Here is a 21,664-nt window from a genome sequence, read left to right on the forward strand (position 1 = left end):
GGTTAAGGCACAAGAGCTGCAGGAATACTTAGCAGAGACTCCATGACACTCTTTTTCGTTGTTTTTCTGTTTCAAAATACAGTGAAATAGCTTCAGCAATATTCCTGAGCGCTCCTTCAATTGTTTCGCCCTGTGAAAAGCACCCAGGCAAGTTCTCGACATAAACCACATAGCCGCCTTCTTCCTGTTCTTCAAGTACAACTTCAAGCTTTATTTTCTCCATGATTCTCGCTTTTGCACTATTGCTTATAAAATTGTGCTGCTCATACGAATCCAAGTGCAAAAAGAGTTTTATACTCAACATACAACATATGGGCGAACATTTTTCCCTCGGAGGTTAACTCATGAGCAAGCGGAGAAAGAAAAAACTAGAGATGCTCAGTAGGGTTGGCGAAGCGAGGGAGAAGTTAATTGTTGCTATTGACAAGAGCGATGGATATGCTGCCATAGTAGTGATTCCGGCATCGTCTCTGGACACAATTTACAATAAGTTTCGATGGGTGGAGCACTTCAAGGACGTTGAAGGGAAAGAAAAGTACATCAAGAAATTCCTGAAAAAGTGGGCGAATAACAAGCAGTTCCTCCTCTTCTATTGGGTTTATATGAAGGTCGGGTATAAATTCTGGAAGGACTTAGATGTGCTCGGCGATAATGCAATTGAAATAATTGTGGATGATAATCTGTATAAGTCAGTGAAGAAAAGATATCCGCGGGTTAACGTGGTGTGCGAAGGACGTCTCTCCAAGGAGGACAAACTCGACAAGAAGAGGCGCAAATTGATTAACATTGCCGATAACCTCGCTAATCTTGCAAGAAGAGGAGAAACAGTAGAATAAGGTCATCCTGCCCGTTCACTCAGCCCCCTCGTCATTGCCTCACGGCTCGGGGGGCATCATGCGCACGGGCATTCCCAACTTTTCCATAACAAACTATAACTGCACCACCTATAAAGGTTTCGATATATTTGCTCTTATACAACAGTTGCAAAATCTTAAGTCCCAACTGAAACACCTAGCAAATAGTAAACTCTCAGCTTGGAGGTGGCTCGCTGTGAAAGATGAGAGGGATAAAATAATAGCGGCAAGCGCTCGGGTGGATGACGAGCTGATTTCAATCTTCTACCCCGACATGGAAGGGTTCATCAGAATCCCGCTTGAGGATAACAAGCTCAAGATCAAGGAGTTCAAGGTCGTAAAGCTCAACGTTCAAGACTGGCTCGAGGACGAGGAGCTGAGGGAAAAATACGCACCCCTGCACCCCAAGCTCGTAGAAGATCCTCTCTTCAAGCTCGCCGTCGTGGAGGCATACTTCATCGACAAGAGCACGGTGAAAGAAAAGATAGTCGAGGCAAAATCCATATTTGAGGTCATCGATGCGGTCTTCGAAAAAGTAAAGCAAGACCCCGAGCTGAGGAAGCAGGTAAAAGAAGCTTTCACGGGCGCAAAAGTGAAGATACGCTTGCTCGATGAAGACAAAGAAGAAATTGCCAAGACCGAGTTCGAGCTCGGCAAGGGAGAACTGTGATTCTGTTTTTCTTTTACTCGAACCTTTTTTATCTCGGCAACTAGAAAGCCATCCTCTTTCTTCTTATTACACAATGTTATATACTGAAAGGAGCAAAGTCGTGGGGTTTATCACCAGAGCAGGCTTACTGAGCAATCATTTTGAAGAATAGAGGATGTAGGACGTACATCTAATTTTACTCTTTATCCGGATAAGATAACACTTTCGACAATTGTTAAGCAATAACATATATTATATGTAATATTTCAACAACTGCAGAATGCAAAACTTTATAAACCCTAATGTGGTACTGAAAAAGGGTGGTGCATGATGGGAGAGCAGTGGATGGTAGACCTCGTGGAGAGCTTGGAGAGGTTCACGGAAGGAGGCAAACTTGAAGAGCTTGAAACAATGAACCTGCTCTATGACCCAGAGCTTCCTGTATTGTCGCATCTTGCAGCATGTGGATTTGCCGAACTAGTAAATAAGGGAGCAAAAGACGGACTATACGAAGTTTCAGCCACTGTTTCCAATCCCGCAGGCACTCCGTATGTTCTTCTCCTGAAGAAAGATAGAACTCCAGATTCCAGTGATATTTACAAAATCAAGAAGAACTTTCCAAATCTCCTACTAAGCATAGAAGAAGAGTTCATCAATGAAGGTCAAAAAATTAGCAGTAGCTCACCTATTGACTATGCCGATATGACAAATGGAAAGCAAACGAGAATACCAGAAGACCCCATAAGTGATGGCATCCTTGAAGTCAGAAAAATCACAGGCGAGTTCTTGAAGGATAAAAACAAGAACATTCCGTCTAGTGATTCCCTTAAGCATTTCGCAGTAAGCTTCCTTTCGGCAAGAATGGGGGGACTGGGGAGGAAGTACAAAGTAGTGGCCCCAGTAACTCTTGACGGCGAGAATACAGTGGAATTACGTTTACAAGGTGCCTATCCACCCTATAGGGACGCTACTTACGTTACTCTGGCCTTGTGGGGCCTCATAAAGGGGCACCTTGCAGCTTTTCGCTCTAAGGACGCAACATTCATAGTTCTCCTACGTACTGCCAGACCTACATACCCTGAGGACATTAGAGTTCGAGAGCTAATCCAAGATGATATAATCGAGAAAGTGAGAGATCACCTTAACTGGGATTGGAGCGCATGGGCCTCAGTGCTGATAGCTACGAGTATAACGAAAACTTTGATAGATAAATTCGGCGAAGACTCGCCTCTACTTAAGAACTACATAGTGAGTGTAATTGTTGATACACCCTCTGCAGTGGGCCATTGGAAGATAACTGGAGAAACTTTCACTGAACGCCTCAGGAACCTTGGAAATATCTTCCATGCCGCAAGTGGAGAAGAGCTAACAACTGGAATCGAGAAAATCTTTGAGTTTTCAAATCCTTCCGCAAAGTCACATCTTACAAACTACCTTTTACATGGTGAGGAAGAGAGTCTTGTCCTAGCTCTCCAACGAGAGGGCCATCACAGAGTCAACGGAATTGGCGCTTGAATCCTCTATTTCATTTTATTCTTCGTTATATAGTTTCAGCAATTCTCAAGAAGAGCTCTCTTGCCCGTTCTGGCGTGTACACTATCTCATTCTGTTCAATCCTAATTAACCATACCTCGGCAAACCTCTCAATTATCTTCATGATTTCTGCCCACTTCTCCTCGAAATTTACGCCCTCCTCGGCGGACTTTATCTTTATTGATTGTATTATTTCGGCAACGTCAACATTATCTCTTTCAGAGTTCCTGTTAATTTCCTCAAGAATCTCTGCAATCTCTTTACTCCCTGTCAGTTCTGCGGCAAGCTCGACAAGCTCCAGAATATGCACCCGTGTTTTTCTCCTTAATATATTGTGTAGTGCTCTCGCAAGCGGCATAAGACGCTGTGGGGCTATAAAATCAGTGATATCACTCGTGCATTCGAGCAGATGGGGAACCTTCAGAGGGACTACGACCGTCATTTCCGCCACCCATTAATTACAATCATAAGTAGTAATATAGACCTTTCGCATACAGCAGAAAAGCCTGCAGAATACTGTAATAACAAAAAAGGAAGGTAAAGGCTTATTTTTGTATCCTCAAGTACAGCATCTGCTGTATTACGAACCTTAATTGCGAACGCTGATCAGGCTTCTCCTTTTTGTTGTGATGGTTACATTAACAGTGTCTGTGACATCCACATCCTTTTCATCTCTCACTAAGAAGACTCGTCTCTCTTTCTCGTTGAATGGCTTGAATATCTTGAACACAACCTCGTTTCCCTCCCCTGCTCCAAGATTTGCCACTATGTAAATCCAGTAGTTATCCTCATGTTTTTCGGCGAAATCTCTTTCTGCTTCTGTTATCTCGGCAGTTAAGAGAAGCGGAAGATGACCCTTGACCTCAATGTACCTTTCATCTTTCCCTTCTACGACCTTAATGTCATAGTGTTCTCTCAGGGAAACATCCTCAACATTCCATGTACTGCCCCTTCCGTCCCAACCGTACTTCTCTGCAAGCCTTTTCTCTTCAAGCTTCATTACAAACTCCATTGCTCTCTTTTCTGCCTCGACAAGCTTTTCGAGCGGCAAAAAGCTCCTATCGAAGAGCTTGAGATAGTCATCACTCGGTGGGTTAATCTCCACCCCGTCCAGCAAATCTAACAAATCGGGTGGGATGAACTTTACCTTGTTGAATTCCTTCTCAGGGAGAAACTCTATGTCCGTTATCCGCTCGAGATATATATCAAAGCCTCTGAAGAGTTTATCAACCTTCAACCCGCGGCTTTTCAGTGAGTCTTCATATTTCCTATATCTCCTCCATATCTCATCAATTTTGATCTCCAATGAAGCTTTCAACTTGGTTTCGATTCTAATCCTTTCCATCTTATGAATTCTTCTTAGCGGATAGTCTGCTGTAATGAATTCGCCTGATAGGACATTATGATGGAACCATTCCAGCAGAGATACACCATGTAGAACACGATTCTCATCAATGATAACTGGAACCTCACGAACAACCTGATTGCCAGCCTTAATCTTTGCAAGGTATAGATAATACACTTTTTTATCCTTCGATTTTACGAAAATTTTCTTCGGCAGTTCTTTTTTGTGGCGAACGATTCTTGCCAGCATTTCTGAATGTACCTCAACAGCACCGAGCATTTTCATGTACTTCTTAATAACTTCCTCAACGTTGGATTTATTGAGCCACCTCTCTCCCTCAATCCTCGCCAACTCTTTTCTAATCTTTTCAGCCCTTGCCTTGGGGATCACTTTTTTCTTCTCGAGCTCATAGCTTAGACTTTTTATCATATTGATTATTGCTTCACTGTACCCGCTCAGCTCTTTCCTTAGTGAAGCGAGAATAATATCATACTCGGAAATCTTTTTCTTCTCATCTCCCTCATAAGAGGTCAATTCTAGATTCCACAGCTTATCAGCTGTTGCAACGTAAATCTTTTTTCCTACTAATGGTCTCGCCTCGCCTGCTTGCTCACGAATCGTTGTTATCTTCCTGTACAAGCTTTCCAGAACGTCCATATCCATATTATTCGCAAGGAAAACTGTGTATGCTGTGGTATTTCTTTCCTGCCCAAGACGCCATATTCTTCCGAGCCTCTGTTCAAGCTTGATTGGTGTCCATGGGGCTTCATAGTTTATCAGAACACTTGCAACCTGCAGATTCAATCCCTCAGAGGCAACGTCCGTGGAAACAAGGATCTTACCGCTCGTTTCGAATTCTTTACCGACTTTATCAATGTTCTTTTTATCCTGACACCCTTCCACGTTCCGACCCGAGAGGCACAAGATTTCATTCCGTGAAATTTCGATCCCATAGTGCTTCAGATAAGAAGGAAGATTCCTGTAAATGTACTCAAGTGTATCCACAAACTCCGTAAAGATGATAACCCTCTCATTCTTCTTCAAGTGATCTGCTACAATCTTTGCGACGGCATCAAGCTTGCTGTCCCTTTTTATCGCAATCCTCTTGACGAAATCATAAACCTCTCTCAGTGCCCTTCTCTGAGCCTCGTCGAGATATGGGGCATACCTATCAATTATCGAATCCACTATATCATCAATCTCATACTCGTCTTCATCGAAATCTATCTCGTCATAACCCCATGTGAAAAGCTTCCTAATGTCCTTTTCGATGTCTTTGTGAATTTCCCTCTCTGGAGCATTTGCCCTCGAAGCAATCTTGCTGAGCGTTTTTACTGCCGCATGATAGCTTGAAGATGCTCTCTTCCGCAACAACACAGCCAGGAGAGCCTGCACAGAATATTCGGAATGCCCCCTCTTGGAATGCTTTATCAGCTCTTGTAGAGCATTCTCAAGCTTATCGAAAAAGGCCCTTTCTTCATCAGTTATGTCTACTACTGTTGCCACGAACCTACAAGTCTTGAAAACCTTCTCCCCCTCAAGCTCATCAACAACGTCCTTAGTTCTTCTGAAAATGACAGTGTCGTGAGTCCTCGGATAGAACTCTTGGGTTTTATCCAGCTTCTTGTAGTCATCCACCAGCGTCGGATCAAGAATCATGAGCCTCGAAAGGTAATCCTTGGTATCTCCCCTATGAGGTGTTGCAGATAAGAGAAGAATATGCCGATCTTTTTTCTTAGCTAGCTCTGATAAAAGGGCGTATCTCTGCGTATTGGGCGTAATGTTATGAGCCTCATCTGCAATAACCAAGTCCCAATCAACACGGAGGATCTTGTCAATGTGCTCCCTCTTCTTTGCAAGGTCTATTGAGACAACGGTATATCCTTCGGTTCTCTTCCTCAACTTCTCCTCCAGCTCTTTGCCGCTCCTAATTACCCTTACTTCTCCACCGACTCTTTGAATTTCCTCTCTCCACTGCTCCCTCAGTATCTTCGGGACAAGAACAAGAATCCTCTTTGCTTCACCCATAAGCTCGAGATATCTAGCAATTGCAAGGGCTTCGATAGTCTTTCCTAGACCAATTTCATCCGCTATGAGAAATCTCACCGGGCGGATAAGCATAGCATGATGTAAAAGATGAGCTTGATGCAAAAAAGGCTTTATCGGCTTTCCCTTCGAAGATGCCTTCAGGGAGTAAAAGAAAAGCAGAGGGTCAGAAGGTATAGTTTTGTTGAGAACTGCTTTTGTAAACTCTCTCGTAATGCTCTCTTTTTTCATAATACCTCCTCCACCTCCAGGAAGCATCTGGCCAGCTTCATAACCCTTCTCCGAGTCTTATACTTCCAGTATGCACTCTTGAACGTTGAAGCCCAGTATCTTAGTGGAATTGGTTCCATGGATAGAACATGATCTTCAAGCTTGGCCCAGTAAACGGGGTCACGTAAGACCTGCATGCCCATGGCATAAACGAAAAGCCGGAGGTAGTTATAGTCATCGCTTGTTATCAAGGTGAGTCTCTTCCTCCCCCGAACCTCGAAGCCAAGGTGCTTCGCAAAATCAAGAAATTCTGGAAGGAAAACCCTTGCCCTTCCTTCAACTTTTCCCCTGAGGAACTCCTTTTTCGCCTCGACCTTGACAACAGGATAAAACTCCGCAATCTTTTGTTCTCTCTTTACTGCCAGCTTTGCCGGCTTTGCATACTTCAGCTTGACCATATATTGAATGTTTTCTCCCATTTTCAATCCCTCTTCTTCAGCTTGAATGTTACCTTGCCGTTGAGCGGCCTCAAGCTTTCGATCAGCCAGTCGTCCAGTATAACTTCTCCTTCAACGTGGAAGTTAATGTCGAGGATAGCTTTCTTTCCTAGGATGTCCCCAACCTCCTTAATAATATACTTGGCAACATCCATCGCGAGGTCATTGAGTTTTGCCTTGAATGCATTGTTAATTGAAAAGCTTCCTTCCACAAACCCGTTTATGCTTTCGGGAATGCTCTCCAAGTCGTCCGAACTCTCAATTCCAAGAATTTCCAGCAGTTGGTGATTTTCATGTCTACTATCGAGCTCACTCACGGTTATTATGTCTGTCCTTGGAATCAGGGTTATGCTCTCCGTTTTCACAACTCCGTCTGCGTGAGCTGTTAATGTTGCCACTCTCTTTTCTTTCGGAATCTGAAGAATCCACTTCGTTGTGAAGGGCACGATTCCTTCATAGGACTCAAGCTCACCATAGTTAATCTCAAGAGTCACCTCGAAGCCCTCGTTACGAAGAGGCTCTATGGATACGGAAACTTCAACAACTTCCTCAGGTTTGCCCTCAATGCGCTTTCTATCAACGTTGATTACGAACTCGTTCTCCTCCTTTATCGGCTTCTCTTCATACCTCCTGACAATGTGGCCATGGAGAACTGTGTCGAAGTATTCATCTTTTACTCTTAGCTCACCATCCACTTCCTCCACAAGCTCTCTGAGAAGTAGGGGCTCTGATGAGGGGGTTAGATAAACTTCGAACCAGAGATTAATCAGCTTGTCTCCCTCTACAACGTTGCGCTTCTCCATCTTCAGCAAATTAGCGATTTGCCTGTTCAGTGCAACTCTTCTTGGCAGAATTACATCGCTCGGCCTTACTGTCTCTATATACACCCCCTCTTCCTTTACGTTGGGTATTTCGTTGTAAACTCTCTTGAACAAGATTTCTTTTCCTCTCTCAATGCCAATCTCAAGGTCTCTGACTCCCTCCTTGATGGCTTCCTTCAGCAGCGAATCCCTGATCATTGGAAGCCTTGTGTTAGAGCGGATTATCCTTCGTATTTCTGAGAAGGGGATTCCCATCGAATTTTCGATATCTATCTCAGCATATTCAGAGAAGTACTCTTTCAACCCTTCGAAGGTCAATTCAGTTACAGCTTTTCCATTGCTGACAAGAGCATCATACACCCTGCGAACCACCGACTTAGATGAAGATGATGCAGTGACCTCCATCACATCGTCGTTATATGGATAAGCGACGTACTTGAATTCCTTTACGATGCCCTCCTCAAGGTCCTTCAAGTTTCTCTCTCTTATGTCCTTCACCATGCTCGTCTGGATCTCAACAACGTCATCGCCCCACTGACCGTATTTTGCCCTTATATCCCCGGTAACTTTATCACATGCGATTATTGTAGCAGTTGTTTCGAGAAGGCTCTTCAGTGGAGAACGGCCACCTTGAATACTTCTCAAGTAGCAGACAACAACAGTATTTTTGTAAGTTCTTGTCCCTGTACCGTGTTTATAGATTATATCCCATAGAGTGTCTTTGTCAATGTCGTCTCTCACAAGAACCTGAAGCTTGTAATCTTCAGTATCTTCGAACTCTTGGGGAGTCGTATCTACAATTATTGCGTCGAAGAAGTCCACTTGATCTTCAATTTTCTTTTTCTTAGTCAGCATCTTCCCTTCGACGACCATCCTGTGAATGTATTTCTTCAACTCGTTATACACTTCTCTATAGTTGTATGAGAGAAGCTCTTCTTTCTTACTCTCGACTATCTGAGCAACGTTGGCAACCCTCCAGAACCAATAAACTCCTCCCTTCTTGTTGAGGTATATGAAAACGACAGCATTGTCTATTTCTTCAACAATATTCAGTATATCCGCTGGAGTCCATCCCTCTGCACCGAAGAGGTTCTTCTCATAAACTGCCCTTGCTATGCTCTCCTTTGTTGGGAATCCTGGAAGTGGAATTGGGGAATCATAGGGATACGTCACGAGGAATATATGCCTCAAGACCAGTTCAGCAAGTGTAGGCTTGGAAAACTTTGCGAATTTGCTATCCTCGAAATCCGAATCAAGAACTGCACTGCCGTAGTCTGCAAACAGCTTGTTGCCCGAAAACAGTATTCCATGTATCTTTCTATCCTTCGGATTAATGTGGAACGGCATGATTAGTGATGGAGCAAATTTCCTCTCCTCGAACTCCTTGAGGAGCTTTCTCACGACGACCCTCGTTATTCTTACCATATCCCTTGTCTTCTGCAAATTGCCGCGCTCAACAATCGTTCTGAGTGTTGCTATGTACTCCGGATGGAATGGATAAGTCTTCATAAGGGCCTCTGCAGACCCTCTACCGAAAACTTCAGTGTTGGAGTAAACCTCCCTGTAAACAGCAATGATTCTTTCTTTTTCTCTCTCGTCAATTCTCTTGAATATCCTCTTCTTCAGAACCTCGACTAGTTCTCCTCCGGCAACTCCTTCTGTCCTCAAGGGGGAATATAACTCGGAACCTCCAACTCTCCTGACGGCTTTCCACAAGGACAGTACTACATTCCTGTCGTATTCCTCCTCTGCCTTCCCTTCTTTTTCCATCGGAAGCGTCATGACGACGGCGCTCTTGGTGCCGAGCAGGGCAGTTCCTAGAGCATCGAGAAACTTTGCCACATTCCCAGCATAACGGCGATCATCTTCATTGGCACTCTTGGCCAAGTTGTCAACGTGGTGGACTATTTCGTCAATTAGCAAAAGGACCTTTTGCCCTGAGAATAGCTCTCTTATAACTTCAATCTCCGGTGCTGTTAAGTTCTCGTCGTCAGTCCTCATGACATCATATTTGCCGAGGGCATGGGCAATGTAGCCCCATACAGTTCTCACTTTATACGCCTTGAGATCTAGGGGTTTGCTTGGTCTTCCAATCTCGCCCTTACCATAGACTGGAACGATTCTTACCCCACCAAGCTCCTTGATTTTCTCGGCGATCTCTACTATTTTCTCCCTCTTCTCGGGTGGATAGCCATGGAGAACGTCTTCATCAAGCAATGCATCTGGATCATTGAAAGCGTGATATATCGCCAGGATTGTGTGAGTCTTTCCGCCGCCGAAAAGCGAGTAAATGAGGAAGAGATTGTGCCTCTCCCTGCCCTCGAAAGTCTCTATCAACCTCTCGAAAATCTGGAGCATTGTATCTGTGAAGTACGTTCGCTTGAAGAACTCCCGTGCATCAGTGTAAATCCTATGAGCCTTGCCCGTCACAACATCGCCAAGCTCCGGAGCTACCTGAGTGTCCAAGCTCTCATCCATAACATCCTCCCATACTTCGAGGTTTCCCAACTTCAAGCCAGAACACCTCCCCTGAGAATCTCAATCAATCTCCTTGTCAATATAAGTTCAATAAATCCTTCTTTTCTGAAGAACTCCTCAAGTTCTCTCTCACTTCTTGTGAGGGCTTTTCTATCTGTTGCTTCCACGCCCTTGCCCGGAATTGCCTTCTTGAGCTTGTATGCCTCGCTGTAATATGCGTTAATCAGCCTAGCTATGTTTATGGCTTCCTCAACTTCAGCCGAATACTTCTGCATAAGTTTCTCAAGCTTCTCCTCGAAGGCGCTCTTGGGCAGAGCATAGGCATAATATTCGAGTAAATGTAGGGCATCGACTGAATTGTTTACCTCGGGATTTGTTGGGTCGATGCCACGATCGAGGAGGAACCTGCGGAGCTCTATCTCCTTGGGGAGCTCCCCTTTCTTGACCTTCTTCTCATCAATCAGCACATCGGGGGAATACAGGACAAATTCTTTCTTATCTCTCGAGGGTTGCTTGAGGATGTTGAGCTTTACGAGCTCTTCCGGATTTGCGCCGGTTGCAAACTTGAGAAGAATTGAGTCGTTTGCAGAAATCTTGCTGTCGCCGAAGAGTATCTTGTAGGCGGTGTAGAATAGGCCATATTTCGACGATACAGTTGGAACCCCGGCAACTGCCTTCGAAACTGCGCTTACGATTCCTCTTATTGTCGCTGGGTAAACGTGCTCCTCAAGGAGCTCCTTCACGCTGAGCTTGCCCTTCATACTGTAAACTCCCTCATACTTGGTAACTTCCTCGAGAACTGCTGCCATCACTCCATAAAGTAAATCCAATCCGTGGTAGCCGTGTCTTCTCAGCTCTTCTGCAGCTTTTTCGGCCTTCTCGTTTATGAGTGGGCTCAGGGAGGTTATCGAGACTTTTCCTTTCTGCTCGGTCTTGTGCCAGACAGCAACTATTGAAGTATCAAGAGAAAGCTTGCCTCTCGATACTATACTTGTTGCTGATTCCGTTGTGAGAGGCAATGCCTTGGTTATCTGGAGCTTTGCCCTCTGCCAGCCAGCTTCGAGCAGGTTTGCCCAAGCGTCAAGGGAAGTGTGGGCGTAGTAAGTGACCAGTATTCCATCATCTTTCAGGTGGTTTCTCATGGAAATGAATGCCCTGGCGAAGAGGTTTTCGAAGTGCCTCTCTGCGAGTCCATAGTGGTTGCTTTTATCTGGATTGTAAAACCTGCCCGCCTGAGCAGAAATTTCCTTCTTAGCAAAATCTTTCCATTGGACTTCTATCTCCTTGTATTTTGCTCCAATTTTCTTGAAGAATGCATTCGCGTGAAATCTTGGCACAAGCTGGTTGTTTTCAACATCACTTAAGGCTCTCTTCAGCCAGACATAGTAGAAATCAGAAAGCTCCGTATAAGCAACATCATCGGCATACGGCGGATCTGTGACAATAACGTCGAACTTCTCGCCGAGATTGAGAGATGTCGCATCGCCTTGGAGAACGTTCACGCTTGGGGATTTCGTGAAGTCTGTAAGAGTTTTCTGTCCTGAAGGGGCGAGAGCGGAGGTGAGATATTCGAGAGCTTTTGGAAGGGTGTATGAAACACCTTGCATCCATGAACCCGTCCATTTTGTAAATGGGAAAACCTCGAAAAAGTTCCATACCATTGCAATACCACGCATAGAGAGAGAATGTCCCATAATTAGGGACTGATTCCAACCAGCGACTACAGAACTGTAATCTGCATATTTCAACAATGCTATGCCCAGATATGTCGCTATTGCCTCGGCATACTCGAATGCCTTCTCTTTATCCCAGCCTTCATTGAGCTTTTCCTCCTCCACCCTCTTGCCAACCTCGCGGATGAGGTGAACAATTTTTATGAGCGTCAAGAGCTGGCGGGGGTTGAAGAGCTTATACCATTTGTTCATTCCATACCCATAGGGCATAAACCTCAATCCACCACCAATACTGCCATATGGAGGTATTGGCTCTCTTGGCACGTCTGGGTCTTTTTCCTCTAGCAACTTCTTAACTTTCTCCTTTGCCTTTTCCAGCTTGGCATTATCTTCCTCGCTACAAGGCTCGAAGACCAAGTCCCTTCCATCAACCTTCACCTTCACGAGGAGCCTCTGGCGGGCAAACCTTTCATCGCCCTCGTGATACTTCTTGAGCGCCCACTTAACATAGAACTCAAGCTCTCTTTTCACGCCTTTCTTGTCCAAGTAGTGCCTTCCCTCTTCGTCCACGTACTTTATCCAGTTGCCGCACTGCAGGCACTTCACTTGGCTTTTCCTCGCTTCAATGTTTGCAGTGGGCACTTCGAAAATAACCTTGTTTCCCTCGAACTTCACGTCTTTTTCATCAAGAATCCCTCGCTGAATTGCATCTTTTACCCTCTCTACTTTTCCTTCGATAATTATTTTATTTCCCTCAACCTTCGCCTTCGAGACATCGCCAACGATCTCGTTGAGGTCAATAACCTTAATCTCTATGCCTTCCCCGGTTCTCTTCGGCTTCATGTATGCCAGCCTTTTGTATCCCTTGTTGTCCTTCACCCTCGCCAGCCAGTAGTTACCTATTACCGGTGTCCACTTTTCACAGTGCGGACATTTCACTTCCCAAGTCCCAATGTAAACGGCAACGTCGTCATCATAAAGTTCCTTAATCTCTGGATCGTTCTTGAGCTGCTCGGTAATCCAGTTGCCCCATTTCTCAACGTCCCTCACCAATGACTTCCCGAACTTCTTAGGATAATCAAGGACTGCCTTGAGGAAAACATACGCCGTAGGCAACAGCTCGACGGCAGTAACATCAAGTCCAATGCGAAGCCCTTCAAGCGGAATGCTTCCGAAGCCGGCGAATGGGTCGAGAAGCTTTTTCCCATTGAAATATTTCCCCCAATCTTGGGGGATCTTGGGATTAACTCTGTGAGGTGTTTTTTCGTAAAGCCCTACAGCCCGCTTGAACCTGTCCGGGTCTATATCATATGGCAAGAGCGATGCGGCAATTATAGCCCTCGCTCCAATCAATGGCTTTCTCGTCCACCAGAAGACCATCTCCCAGTAAGGGGGTCTTGCGGGACCTTTTTCCTTTTCGCTTTTCTCATTAACTTCACGTATTGGAAAATCAGGATTTTCAATAAAGCGCTTATCCATTTTTACTCCCCTAGTATTATTAATGAACTACTTGATATTATAACCTTTATGTAGTTGGGTAATTTTCCAGTAATTGCCCATGTAGATAAGATATATATACAAGCTCGAAGAGAAACATTACGGTGAGGCATAATGGAAGGTATAGTGGGTGCAACTTTCCCCGTGCCAAGGCCTTTGCTCGCCAGAATCCTTGATGAAGGCAAGAACGTCTTCGTGAAGCCCGCAACGCTGACAAGAATAAAGCCGGGAATGAAAATCATTTTCTATGCGTCTCATGAGGAGCAGGGCTTTCACGGCGAGGCGGAAGTTGAAGGCATCGAGATTTTCAGCAATCCAATGGAAATTCTCGAGAAGTACAAGGATGGTCTCTTCTTGACAGAAAAAGAGTTCAAGGATTATGTCGCCTCGCAGAAGCGCTGGGGCAGAGAGAGGCACAAGCCTTGGATGGTTATCGTGCTGAAGAACATTAAGAAGTATGACAAAATTGTGAAGCCTAAGCGTTTTATTGCGGTTTCTGGAAGGTATATAAGGGAGGAAGAGTATAGGGAGGTATTGAAGAAGACGGAGGTCTCATAGCCTACTGAAAGGTCATCAAAATGCCAACTGGAATCTATATGAAAGGTGCAAAGAATGTTCTATTGCAGGACGTGGTTATTCGAGGATTTGAAAAGGGTATTATTGCAGAAGACTCTGAGGCATTCTTGAATAGAGTCACGTTGCGGGACAATATTATTGGAATTGAAACTTTGAACTCAAGGCTCACTATTGTCTCCAGTCGGTTTGAGAACAATGTTATTGATCTTCTCATGAAGAAAAAGACAGAAATTGAAAAGATTGACACAGCTATGCATTTGGTTCTCGATGTAACGAGCTCTGCTTCATCCATTGAAGCCATAAATGTACAATCACTTGCTCGTCAAGTATTATATTCCAAAGATTTGACTGAAAAAAAGCGGGCTCTCAAGCGTCTTGAGGATGCTGTTGAAAGATACTCTACAATCAAAAAGACTGTTGGTGAAGTTGTTTTTTGGCTAAGTGCTGTTCAGGCGATTTTGTGGGCACTTCATATGTTAGGTGTTATTCATTGAGAGAGTCTCTGGAAGTAATCTCTATGGCCTACTGGCTCTGCATTACGCAACAGGGAGTATGGCACCAGGTAACCTCGTTGAGGAACTACGCGGATGGATTATCGTCTAGAAAAAGAACCGAAATTTTTTACTAAGTCCCCACTATAAGTGCTCGGGCATCATTGCGATGATTAGCCCTGTGTCAGGATGATATTTCTCAAAAATATTATTCTAATGACAATCTAGCAAATTTGCCCCTTATAGGCACATGAACCCATATCCCTCCAATCTTGCCCACCTCTTCACATCCCGATCTCGCAAGTCTGTAAGCTTCTCTAACATCTTCTACCACTAAGCTAGGGAAGGATAGGGGGCCCAGCACTAAGATTGAACGTAATTCAGGTAGCTCGGGTGGAAGTTCACTCACTTGCTTCGAGGCTTCCACTATCTTATATTTGGCTCGGAGAATATTTATTGCACGTAATAGTAGTATCATATAATAGGCTGGCATTCCTATTCTTGTACGTCGAACAATAGGTGGCCCGAAATCTTTCCCCTTTGGGACAGTCAGTTTCAAACCATCATCGTATATGTAGCATATGTGGTTATCCTCTTCTACCTTCTTTGGACTGCTAATACTAATAGAGACTCCCACATCTTTTGCTTCTCCCAACTCCCCTCTCTCAACGACTTCACTAGCCCTCTCTAGAACAGACCTCAAGTTTTCAAGTAGGTAGTTCTTCAGCCACTTTATATCTTGTTCGCTGGGCTTCTCACCCATCCGCTCTAACAATTGCTCTAACAATTCACCAACATCTTCAATTTCCCTGATTTCTACAGTTACTGCCGTTCTAGGAGGATACTTCCTTGCAAGTTTCTCTGCAATCTTCTTGCTGTACTCTCCGAGCGTTCTATTTATGCGATCTGGCATTGGCTGCAAGTACTTTACCTCTACCCAGTACTTCCACTTCTCATAATCTAGCAAATTATCGTAACCTTGTTCTAGCACGAGGCCGTCTGGTCTTTTCCCTTTCTTCAGGATACCCTTCTTTTCTAGTCTGCCTATGTGCACCAGTTCTAGACCCTCATTTTCTAGCACTTTTTTCATTTGAGCCAAGACTCCTATTTCATAGTAAGCTGATAGCCAATTACCCGTATTTTTGAGATTACGCAAGGTGTCGGATGAAATAGCATTTGTTCCTCCCAGGGTATGTATAGCACTCCCCAGCTGTAAGAGCTCAAAAATATGTCCAGACATCTCAGGATGACATATATAGTATGCAAAGTGGTGTTTATTCATATTCTTCTTAATCCACTTATCATCGAAGATATTTTTGAGCTCTTCTACTGAAGCTTTTACTTCATCCTCGCTCATAGACAATTCTTTACCAGCTTCAAGAACACTCTCCCAATGATCCTCCCAGGATCTCCAGCAGGAGCGCACCCTTATCACCAATTTATAAGAAACGACTAATAACTTGATTAAGTTTTGGGCGGAGGTGTCTACTTCACAGTTCTAGGGAAGCCTTACAATTCGAAAGATTGATTGCAGTGAAGATGTTCCTTAACTAGTAATCTGAGCTGGAGCTGACTTTTCTCTTCTTTATCTTCGCAAGATTTATTTCGTGTGTATTTACCAATGGTTATAGGTGGTGGTTTGTGGAAAAGAATGAGCTTTTCATAATTGCATTGTGGATAGGTTTTGGTTGTTTGGGTATTATTTGGGGCTTGAAAAAGAAGGACAGCTCTCTTGTAAAATTAGGTGCTTTCTATACAGGAATGGCTGTTGTTTTTTTGACCGGGTATTTGCTGTGGGTGAGAAAGAAGTAGATTTTGTGGAAGAAAATAATATGTATATTTATGTTCATCAGAAAAGGAAAGATAGGGCTTCTTTGAAAAGGTTTCTCTGCAATTTGAACGTTCAATTTTGTACGTCGAATCAGCGTTTTTCTGCCTTTTTTTATGACAGAAAAGAACATCAATGAATGAAATTGTTCTACAATGTAAAAAATATGACAAACCCGACTGTCGGGTTTGTCATTCTATATTCGTTGATAGACACCTATGGACAATTGGTAATGCAATGGCGTAGGCATTGTGGAATATTATTTTCAAATATCCACGATCTATGAGGTTTTTGAGATATTTATCCACTTCATTTCTTTTCTTTCCAAATGTCTTATAAACAGTTTTCAAATCAGTATATCCATCGTATGGCGTCTTCCTTGCAATAGTTTGTAGAACCCTCAAATGTATATTCACACTTCTCCCCATTTTACCGAGTTCGGACTGCACCTTTTCACAAACTTCGCGAGCAAGAAGTTTCAAGGCTTTTTCTGGACTGTTTTCAACCCTAAGTTCGGAATACCTTTTCAACCATACTGGCGAGCCCCCAATGAAACGATATGCCTCAAAGAGCTCATTCAAATCGTGTTCAATGCTTGTTCTCTCAAACTCATTTTCAAGGAAGTTTACTGAGTCGTGCGGTGAGAAATAATCAATGTCGATGTAACGTTCATACCTCATAAACAACGGTGAGTCTGGATCTCGCGGACCTAGCCATTTTATGAGTTCTCCCGTGCCACGTGGCACGAATATAAAATGAATGTTTCCGCGCTCATCGATCTTATCTTGAAACGACTCGCGAAAATCTACCCCGCGAGCAAACCGCAGGAATTCCGCGTGATCGAACACGAAGTAAACATCATCATCGATGGATTCAAGAACATCATCAAAGTTTTTTATATTATTCGTGCTGAGGGAAACACCGCGAATATCTTTTACAGCACCGAGGGGTTTGTCTTGTTTGGCGCTCTCGACGATATCAGAAACAATTTTTCTTTCAAGCCAGGATTTCTTTTCTTTCCATGCCTCGTGAGCATCTATGATAATATAGTTCCAGTCGGTACTTTCAAGCACTTTCTGAACGAAATAACTTTTTCCGCTCCAGCGCGGGCCGTGGACTATGATAAAATGTTCTCCAAGCAAGTTTTTCAGAATCCACGATTCATACTCACGGCAGCACAACGTCATTTCCTACCACCACTTAATTTTTGTTCGAAGTATTTTTGGAGAAGTGGGTCAAATATCTGATATGTTTTGGTTTTCTCGTCATAGTATATATAACCATACTCAACGAGTTTCTTCAGTGACATTTTCGCTATTTCAGAACTGCTGAGTCTTTTCATCATTTCTCCACTGGAGAGTTTCCATTTGTTCCATTTGAGGTGCCAAATTGGTTTGTATGCAATTTCGGGGTCTGCATCAAATAAGTTCTCAATCTTTTCAAACTCCTTGTCAAGATTATAATCGAAAATTGATCTTTCTACCTCATTAATAGCCTTTTCAATAGCCTCGTCAATGTCACTCAAATCGCTATTCAGTATTATATGCTCGGCAAACTCAATTACTGCCCCCGGAATGCCACCAATTTTGGAATAAAAATCTTTTGCTTGTTTTTCTGTTATTTTGTATTCGTTTTGGTTGAAGCCTTCTTTGATAAACTCGACTGCGTCATCGGGCTGCAGTGGATATAATGTCATATAATTGGGCTTTACTGGAAATTTTCTGAGTTTTTCTTCGACCAAAGATACCTCGGAACCAGTGAGAATTATTCTTATTTTTTCACCATGTGACTTGAATACATCTTCGATAAAATTCTCAAATTCAGACAAATCTTCTATTCTTTGAAACTCATCAAGTACTATAACAAACTTTCCCCTTATCTTGGATAAAAGTTTATCAACATCATCAATCGCCTTGTAACTTTTCGTTCCCTCAGCATTTACACCGAGGTTTGTAAGCCCAAAACCAACACTCTTTGACTCAGAATAGCTCGCTGGCACCAGTATTGATTTGTTGAAATCTGTCTTCTGTTTGAGCTCTTCTATGATATCTGACAAGCTCGTATTTCTTTTCACTTTTTTGAAAATAACGTTATCCTTTCCATAAATATCGGTGAGCGCTCCATATAGAAACGACGTTTTGCCAACACGACGAAATCCCTTCACAATTATAGGACGATTCGAACGTAAAAAACTTTCAAGTACTCTGCGTTCATTCTCCCTACCATATATATTATTCCAGTTCTTCTTGTCAGAACGCATAAAGTATCCCCTGAGTTCATCTTGCTTATCCCTGCCAACCATTATATCTTCACCATCAACAAGAATTTGTGCCCCTAGAATAAATAATTTTGCTTTTGATTCATAGTAATTCATCAAAAAGAAAACTCCGCCACGCGGGACAAATCACAGCTCGTAAATCTCAAGTTTCCTCTTCTTTACATTCTTTCACCCAGTAACGAGTACACAAAATGGACAAAAATAGATAATAACGCGCATGTTTCTTAGGAAAGCAGTGCATCGGCAGACCCTTTATGATGTCTCGCAGGCCTCACCGTATAAGGGACTGTTACGGACACGTACTGTCCGCTTAGGTCACGGTGTTTTTCTTTCTGCTCAGCTGAGTTGCATCAACTGCAAACCCACATCCCCAACCGAGAAAAGTTTTTTCGTTAGTTAGCAAAGATGCTGTAATGGTGACTGCAGTGGGGAAAGGCAGAAATGTCGTGGTCGTGACAAAGAAGTATCAAATCACAATTCCAGAGGAGGTTAGGAAAGGGCCGGGCACCAAGCCCGGCGATAAAATAGTCTTCATAAAAACCGGAAAAGGATATTTGCTGATGAAGGTCGAGGATTTGCTTGACGAGATGTGCAGGGTAACGGAGGACATCGAAGAAGTCAGCGAAGCCGTGAGAGAAAGTTTCAAAAGAGCTATAGAGGAGCTAGAGAAGCAAGAGGATTCATAGTTTCCTCGGGGGGTCATTATAGTCTTTCAGGACGACTTCTGCTCTAACCCCTGACTTACCTTTGCAGATGCTAACCACGGGAAGAGCTTCATTATCGGTTCGGTGAGCTGGGAAACTATATCGTCTGCAATACCTACAATCCATCGGGTCTGACTTTCTCCTTTTCTTCATCCTCCCACCACATCCTGCCCACCTCGATAATATTACGAGTCAAGATCTTATAAGGGAATATTCTCGACTGGGTCTATTTTGCTACAGATATTACTCTCAAGAATGGTAAGAACTATATGAGGTAACCCTGATGTTTTCTGCGGGTGATGTGCGTGGAAGCGGTGAATGCTACTCTCTTGCCTGTGGTAGCAAAGCTCACTGAAGGAAGAGAGCTCACCAGAGAAGAAGTATTGGAGAGCAGCCTCAGATGGTTTGCCCAACATGTTGTTGAGAGGAAGGGACACAGGGACAGAAAAACTATGAACGTCGTCCTCCTCGCCCGGGACCTCGATGCAACCGAGAAGAAAGTGATTGCGGCGATAGCTAAGCAAGCAAGGCGGAGAATCAACGGTAGGAGTGTGAAAGTCTTCGTGGTGGATGCCAGGACCGCCGTGAGAGAGTTGTTTGTGAACGTCGTGAACCTTCCCTCCCTTTCTTCTTCTTTGGAGGTGAGAGGATGAGTCTTCCATCGGCACTTGCAGAAATTGTCGTAAAGAGAGATGGCAGGGTTCTAGTGACTGTCCGTGTTGTAGTTAACAGGAAAGAAAAAATCACCAAGATCCTCACTGATGTCCCCTATTCAGCCATCAATTGGGCGAAGAAAAACGCAGATATTGCTGTAGAAAGGAAGGAGCAACAAGAGTACCTCTTGAAGGATTCAAAAGCTTGGGAATTCATGGCACGGGCAGGGTTGTTGAGGTAGAGTGCACGGCAAGAGGCTACAAAATCATAGTCTAGCAAACTCTTCCCCAATGTTCCCCTGGACGGAAATCTCTTCCCCGCTCTTCCCCCGAGGCGTGGGGGAAGAGGAGAAGCTTCCATTTTCGATCCCCAGCTGTGGGGGAACTGGGGAAAATCTTCCCCGGCACTCTTCTCACCTTTTCCATCATGTCCACTGTTATTACTATCATATTTATCATTCCTATTATTTTATCATTAAGTGGGGTGGTTCGATGCCTATCATTGAAGACATTGAGTTCACCAAGAGGTTGTTGTCCTTGATAAAGCGTTGAAAAAAATAAAAATAGAACCCCGTTGGGGGAGGGCGGCGGTGCGGACAACCGGTTCTATTCTTATTATTGCGATTCACACTTTATAAAGTTTCATTCAAGAAAAGCCGCGAGGGCGCTTCTTTTCATAACTGTGGGGAATATTTCCGTTACATTTATTTTACCTTCTGAAGTAGTAAATAATGAGGTGGTTCGATATGGAGGGCGGTAGTGTAAAGGACAACCGGTTCGACCTTCTTGAGGCAGTCTTTTTGTGGCCGGTGTACATGCCAAGGGCTGGGAAAGCAGTCTTGAGAGCAACAACTTTGGCCGGAAAAGCCGTTGCTGCAGGTGTAAGAAAAGTCTACGAGCTCAGCGACGAGATTGAGAGGAGGGGACTGAAAAACATCGTCCTCCACGGCAAAATCGGGTCAGGCATCCGCGCTGATGTATTCCAGCCCTACGACAGAAGGCTGTGATTCTCTTTCTTCTTTTTTCTCCTCACACCGATAAGTGTTCTTCTTGAGAAAGAAAAAAAGATAAAAAATCACGGACGATTATGAGTTCGCCCCGAACCACCCCGAAGGATAGTTCTACTGAGGAGAGGATAGTTATTTTGCAAGATTTTTGCAAAGCCACACCGAGAAAATATAGCTTTGCCGAGAGAAGGTATAAAAACAGGTCGGACCTGCTTACTAGTGTGTTCACCGTGTGAACACGGTGGGGTGGAGGGGTATGAACAAAACAAGAAAAGTCGATCTGCACATAAAGGTGACGGAGCGCCTCTACCAAGCTCTGGTGGCGGAGGGCGTGACCTTCTCGGAGTTCTTCGAGAATGCAGCGTGGCTTTTGCTTTCTTTCAGAAGAAGGGGGACATACACAGATTTTTGGTGGTCCCGCGGCCCGGATTTGAACCGGGGACCTGCGGATCTACAGTCCGCCGCCACTCCCAGGCTAGGCTACCGCGGGACCCTACAGCCCAGCCCATCGTATAGTGTTTGTG

At 44.0% G+C, this 21,664-nt stretch carries 19 protein-coding genes and 1 tRNA gene; 10 read left to right on the top strand and 10 right to left on the bottom strand.

Annotation, left to right across the window (positions count from 1 at the left end; genetic code table 11):
* Positions 1 to 28 precede the first annotated feature (28 nt).
* Positions 29 to 223, bottom strand: coding sequence for a type II toxin-antitoxin system HicB family antitoxin (locus tag E3E24_RS11820; protein ID WP_206205347.1), 195 nt, complete (start codon positions 221 to 223; stop codon positions 29 to 31).
* A gap of 121 nt (positions 224 to 344) precedes the next feature.
* On the opposite strand from E3E24_RS11820, the gene E3E24_RS11825 reads away from it, so the two are divergent.
* The 3 genes from E3E24_RS11825 to E3E24_RS11835 all read left to right on the top strand — a co-directional run bounded on the left by E3E24_RS11825 (position 345) and on the right by E3E24_RS11835 (position 3,018).
* Entirely contained in the window at positions 345 to 836 is a 492-nt protein-coding gene (locus E3E24_RS11825) for a hypothetical protein (protein WP_167916058.1), read from the top strand.
* Positions 837 to 1,050: 214 nt separating this feature from the next.
* Positions 1,051 to 1,524 carry a hypothetical protein gene (locus E3E24_RS11830; RefSeq protein ID WP_167916059.1) on the top strand — a complete coding sequence of 158 codons (474 nt, stop codon included), beginning with the start codon at positions 1,051 to 1,053 and terminating at the stop codon, positions 1,522 to 1,524.
* A gap of 309 nt (positions 1,525 to 1,833) precedes the next feature.
* Positions 1,834 to 3,018: a hypothetical protein gene (locus tag E3E24_RS11835; RefSeq protein ID WP_167916060.1), complete on the top strand. Its 1,185-nt coding sequence runs from the start codon at positions 1,834 to 1,836 to the stop codon at positions 3,016 to 3,018.
* Positions 3,019 to 3,043: 25 nt separating this feature from the next.
* Here the strand turns inward: E3E24_RS11835 and E3E24_RS11840 are convergent, their stop codons facing one another.
* From E3E24_RS11840 to E3E24_RS11860, 5 genes are all read right to left on the bottom strand, one after another.
* Positions 3,044 to 3,478, bottom strand: a complete 435-nt coding sequence (locus tag E3E24_RS11840) for a hypothetical protein (protein WP_167916061.1) — start codon at positions 3,476 to 3,478, stop codon at positions 3,044 to 3,046.
* A gap of 147 nt (positions 3,479 to 3,625) precedes the next feature.
* Positions 3,626 to 6,658: an SNF2-related protein gene (locus E3E24_RS11845; protein ID WP_167916062.1), complete on the bottom strand. Its 3,033-nt coding sequence runs from the start codon at positions 6,656 to 6,658 to the stop codon at positions 3,626 to 3,628.
* A complete protein-coding gene (locus tag E3E24_RS11850; protein ID WP_167916063.1) occupies positions 6,655 to 7,116 on the bottom strand; it encodes a hypothetical protein in 462 nt (153 codons plus the stop codon). Before E3E24_RS11850 ends, E3E24_RS11845 begins: the two co-directional genes overlap by 4 nt.
* Before the next feature lie 2 nt (positions 7,117 to 7,118).
* Positions 7,119 to 10,469 (bottom strand): DUF499 domain-containing protein, encoded by a 3,351-nt coding sequence (locus tag E3E24_RS11855; RefSeq protein WP_240912577.1) that lies wholly within the window; start codon positions 10,467 to 10,469, stop codon positions 7,119 to 7,121.
* Positions 10,466 to 13,585 (bottom strand): DUF1156 domain-containing protein, encoded by a 3,120-nt coding sequence (locus E3E24_RS11860; protein ID WP_167916064.1) that lies wholly within the window; start codon positions 13,583 to 13,585, stop codon positions 10,466 to 10,468. Before E3E24_RS11860 ends, E3E24_RS11855 begins: the two co-directional genes overlap by 4 nt.
* A gap of 132 nt (positions 13,586 to 13,717) precedes the next feature.
* On the opposite strand from E3E24_RS11860, the gene E3E24_RS11865 reads away from it, so the two are divergent.
* A complete protein-coding gene (locus tag E3E24_RS11865; RefSeq protein WP_206205348.1) occupies positions 13,718 to 14,161 on the top strand; it encodes a DUF365 domain-containing protein in 444 nt (147 codons plus the stop codon).
* 20 nt (positions 14,162 to 14,181) lie between these two features.
* Positions 14,182 to 14,673 (top strand): hypothetical protein, encoded by a 492-nt coding sequence (locus E3E24_RS11870; RefSeq protein ID WP_167916065.1) that lies wholly within the window; start codon positions 14,182 to 14,184, stop codon positions 14,671 to 14,673.
* Between the two features lie 205 nt (positions 14,674 to 14,878).
* Here the strand turns inward: E3E24_RS11870 and E3E24_RS11875 are convergent, their stop codons facing one another.
* On the bottom strand, positions 14,879 to 16,105 hold the full coding sequence (locus tag E3E24_RS11875; RefSeq protein WP_167916066.1) for a hypothetical protein: 1,227 nt from the start codon (positions 16,103 to 16,105) through the stop codon (positions 14,879 to 14,881).
* Between the two features lie 206 nt (positions 16,106 to 16,311).
* On the opposite strand from E3E24_RS11875, the gene E3E24_RS11880 reads away from it, so the two are divergent.
* Complete coding sequence (locus E3E24_RS11880) at positions 16,312 to 16,482, top strand: hypothetical protein (protein WP_167916067.1); 171 nt, start codon at positions 16,312 to 16,314, stop codon at positions 16,480 to 16,482.
* Between the two features lie 207 nt (positions 16,483 to 16,689).
* Here E3E24_RS11880 and E3E24_RS11885 read toward each other — a convergent pair whose 3' ends face one another.
* Together E3E24_RS11885 and E3E24_RS11890 are read right to left on the bottom strand one after the other, a co-directional pair.
* The gene (locus tag E3E24_RS11885) at positions 16,690 to 17,685 is read right to left on the bottom strand and encodes an ATP-binding protein (protein WP_167916068.1); all 996 of its coding nucleotides are present in this window, start codon (positions 17,683 to 17,685) and stop codon (positions 16,690 to 16,692) included.
* A complete protein-coding gene (locus E3E24_RS11890; protein ID WP_167916069.1) occupies positions 17,682 to 18,872 on the bottom strand; it encodes an ATP-binding protein in 1,191 nt (396 codons plus the stop codon). Before E3E24_RS11890 ends, E3E24_RS11885 begins: the two co-directional genes overlap by 4 nt.
* Before the next feature lie 317 nt (positions 18,873 to 19,189).
* Between E3E24_RS11890 and E3E24_RS11895 the strand changes: the two genes are divergently transcribed.
* The 4 genes from E3E24_RS11895 (at position 19,190) to E3E24_RS11910 (ending at position 21,140) form a co-directional block, all read left to right on the top strand.
* The gene (locus E3E24_RS11895) at positions 19,190 to 19,462 is read left to right on the top strand and encodes an AbrB/MazE/SpoVT family DNA-binding domain-containing protein (RefSeq protein WP_167916070.1); all 273 of its coding nucleotides are present in this window, start codon (positions 19,190 to 19,192) and stop codon (positions 19,460 to 19,462) included.
* 317 nt (positions 19,463 to 19,779) lie between these two features.
* Positions 19,780 to 20,133, top strand: a complete 354-nt coding sequence (locus E3E24_RS11900; RefSeq protein ID WP_206205349.1) for a hypothetical protein — start codon at positions 19,780 to 19,782, stop codon at positions 20,131 to 20,133.
* On the top strand, positions 20,130 to 20,375 hold the full coding sequence (locus E3E24_RS11905) for a hypothetical protein (RefSeq protein ID WP_167916072.1): 246 nt from the start codon (positions 20,130 to 20,132) through the stop codon (positions 20,373 to 20,375). Before E3E24_RS11900 ends, E3E24_RS11905 begins: the two co-directional genes overlap by 4 nt.
* A 504-nt stretch (positions 20,376 to 20,879) precedes the next feature.
* Positions 20,880 to 21,140, top strand: a complete 261-nt coding sequence (locus E3E24_RS11910) for a hypothetical protein (RefSeq protein ID WP_167916073.1) — start codon at positions 20,880 to 20,882, stop codon at positions 21,138 to 21,140.
* Between the two features lie 412 nt (positions 21,141 to 21,552).
* Here E3E24_RS11910 and E3E24_RS11915 read toward each other — a convergent pair.
* Positions 21,553 to 21,630: transfer RNA gene (locus tag E3E24_RS11915), tRNA-Tyr, on the bottom strand.
* Between the last annotated feature and the right edge of the window lie 34 nt (positions 21,631 to 21,664).

Origin of the sequence: Thermococcus sp. LS2, assembly GCF_012027375.1 — an archaeon.
Lineage (GTDB): Archaea > Methanobacteriota_B > Thermococci > Thermococcales > Thermococcaceae > Thermococcus_B.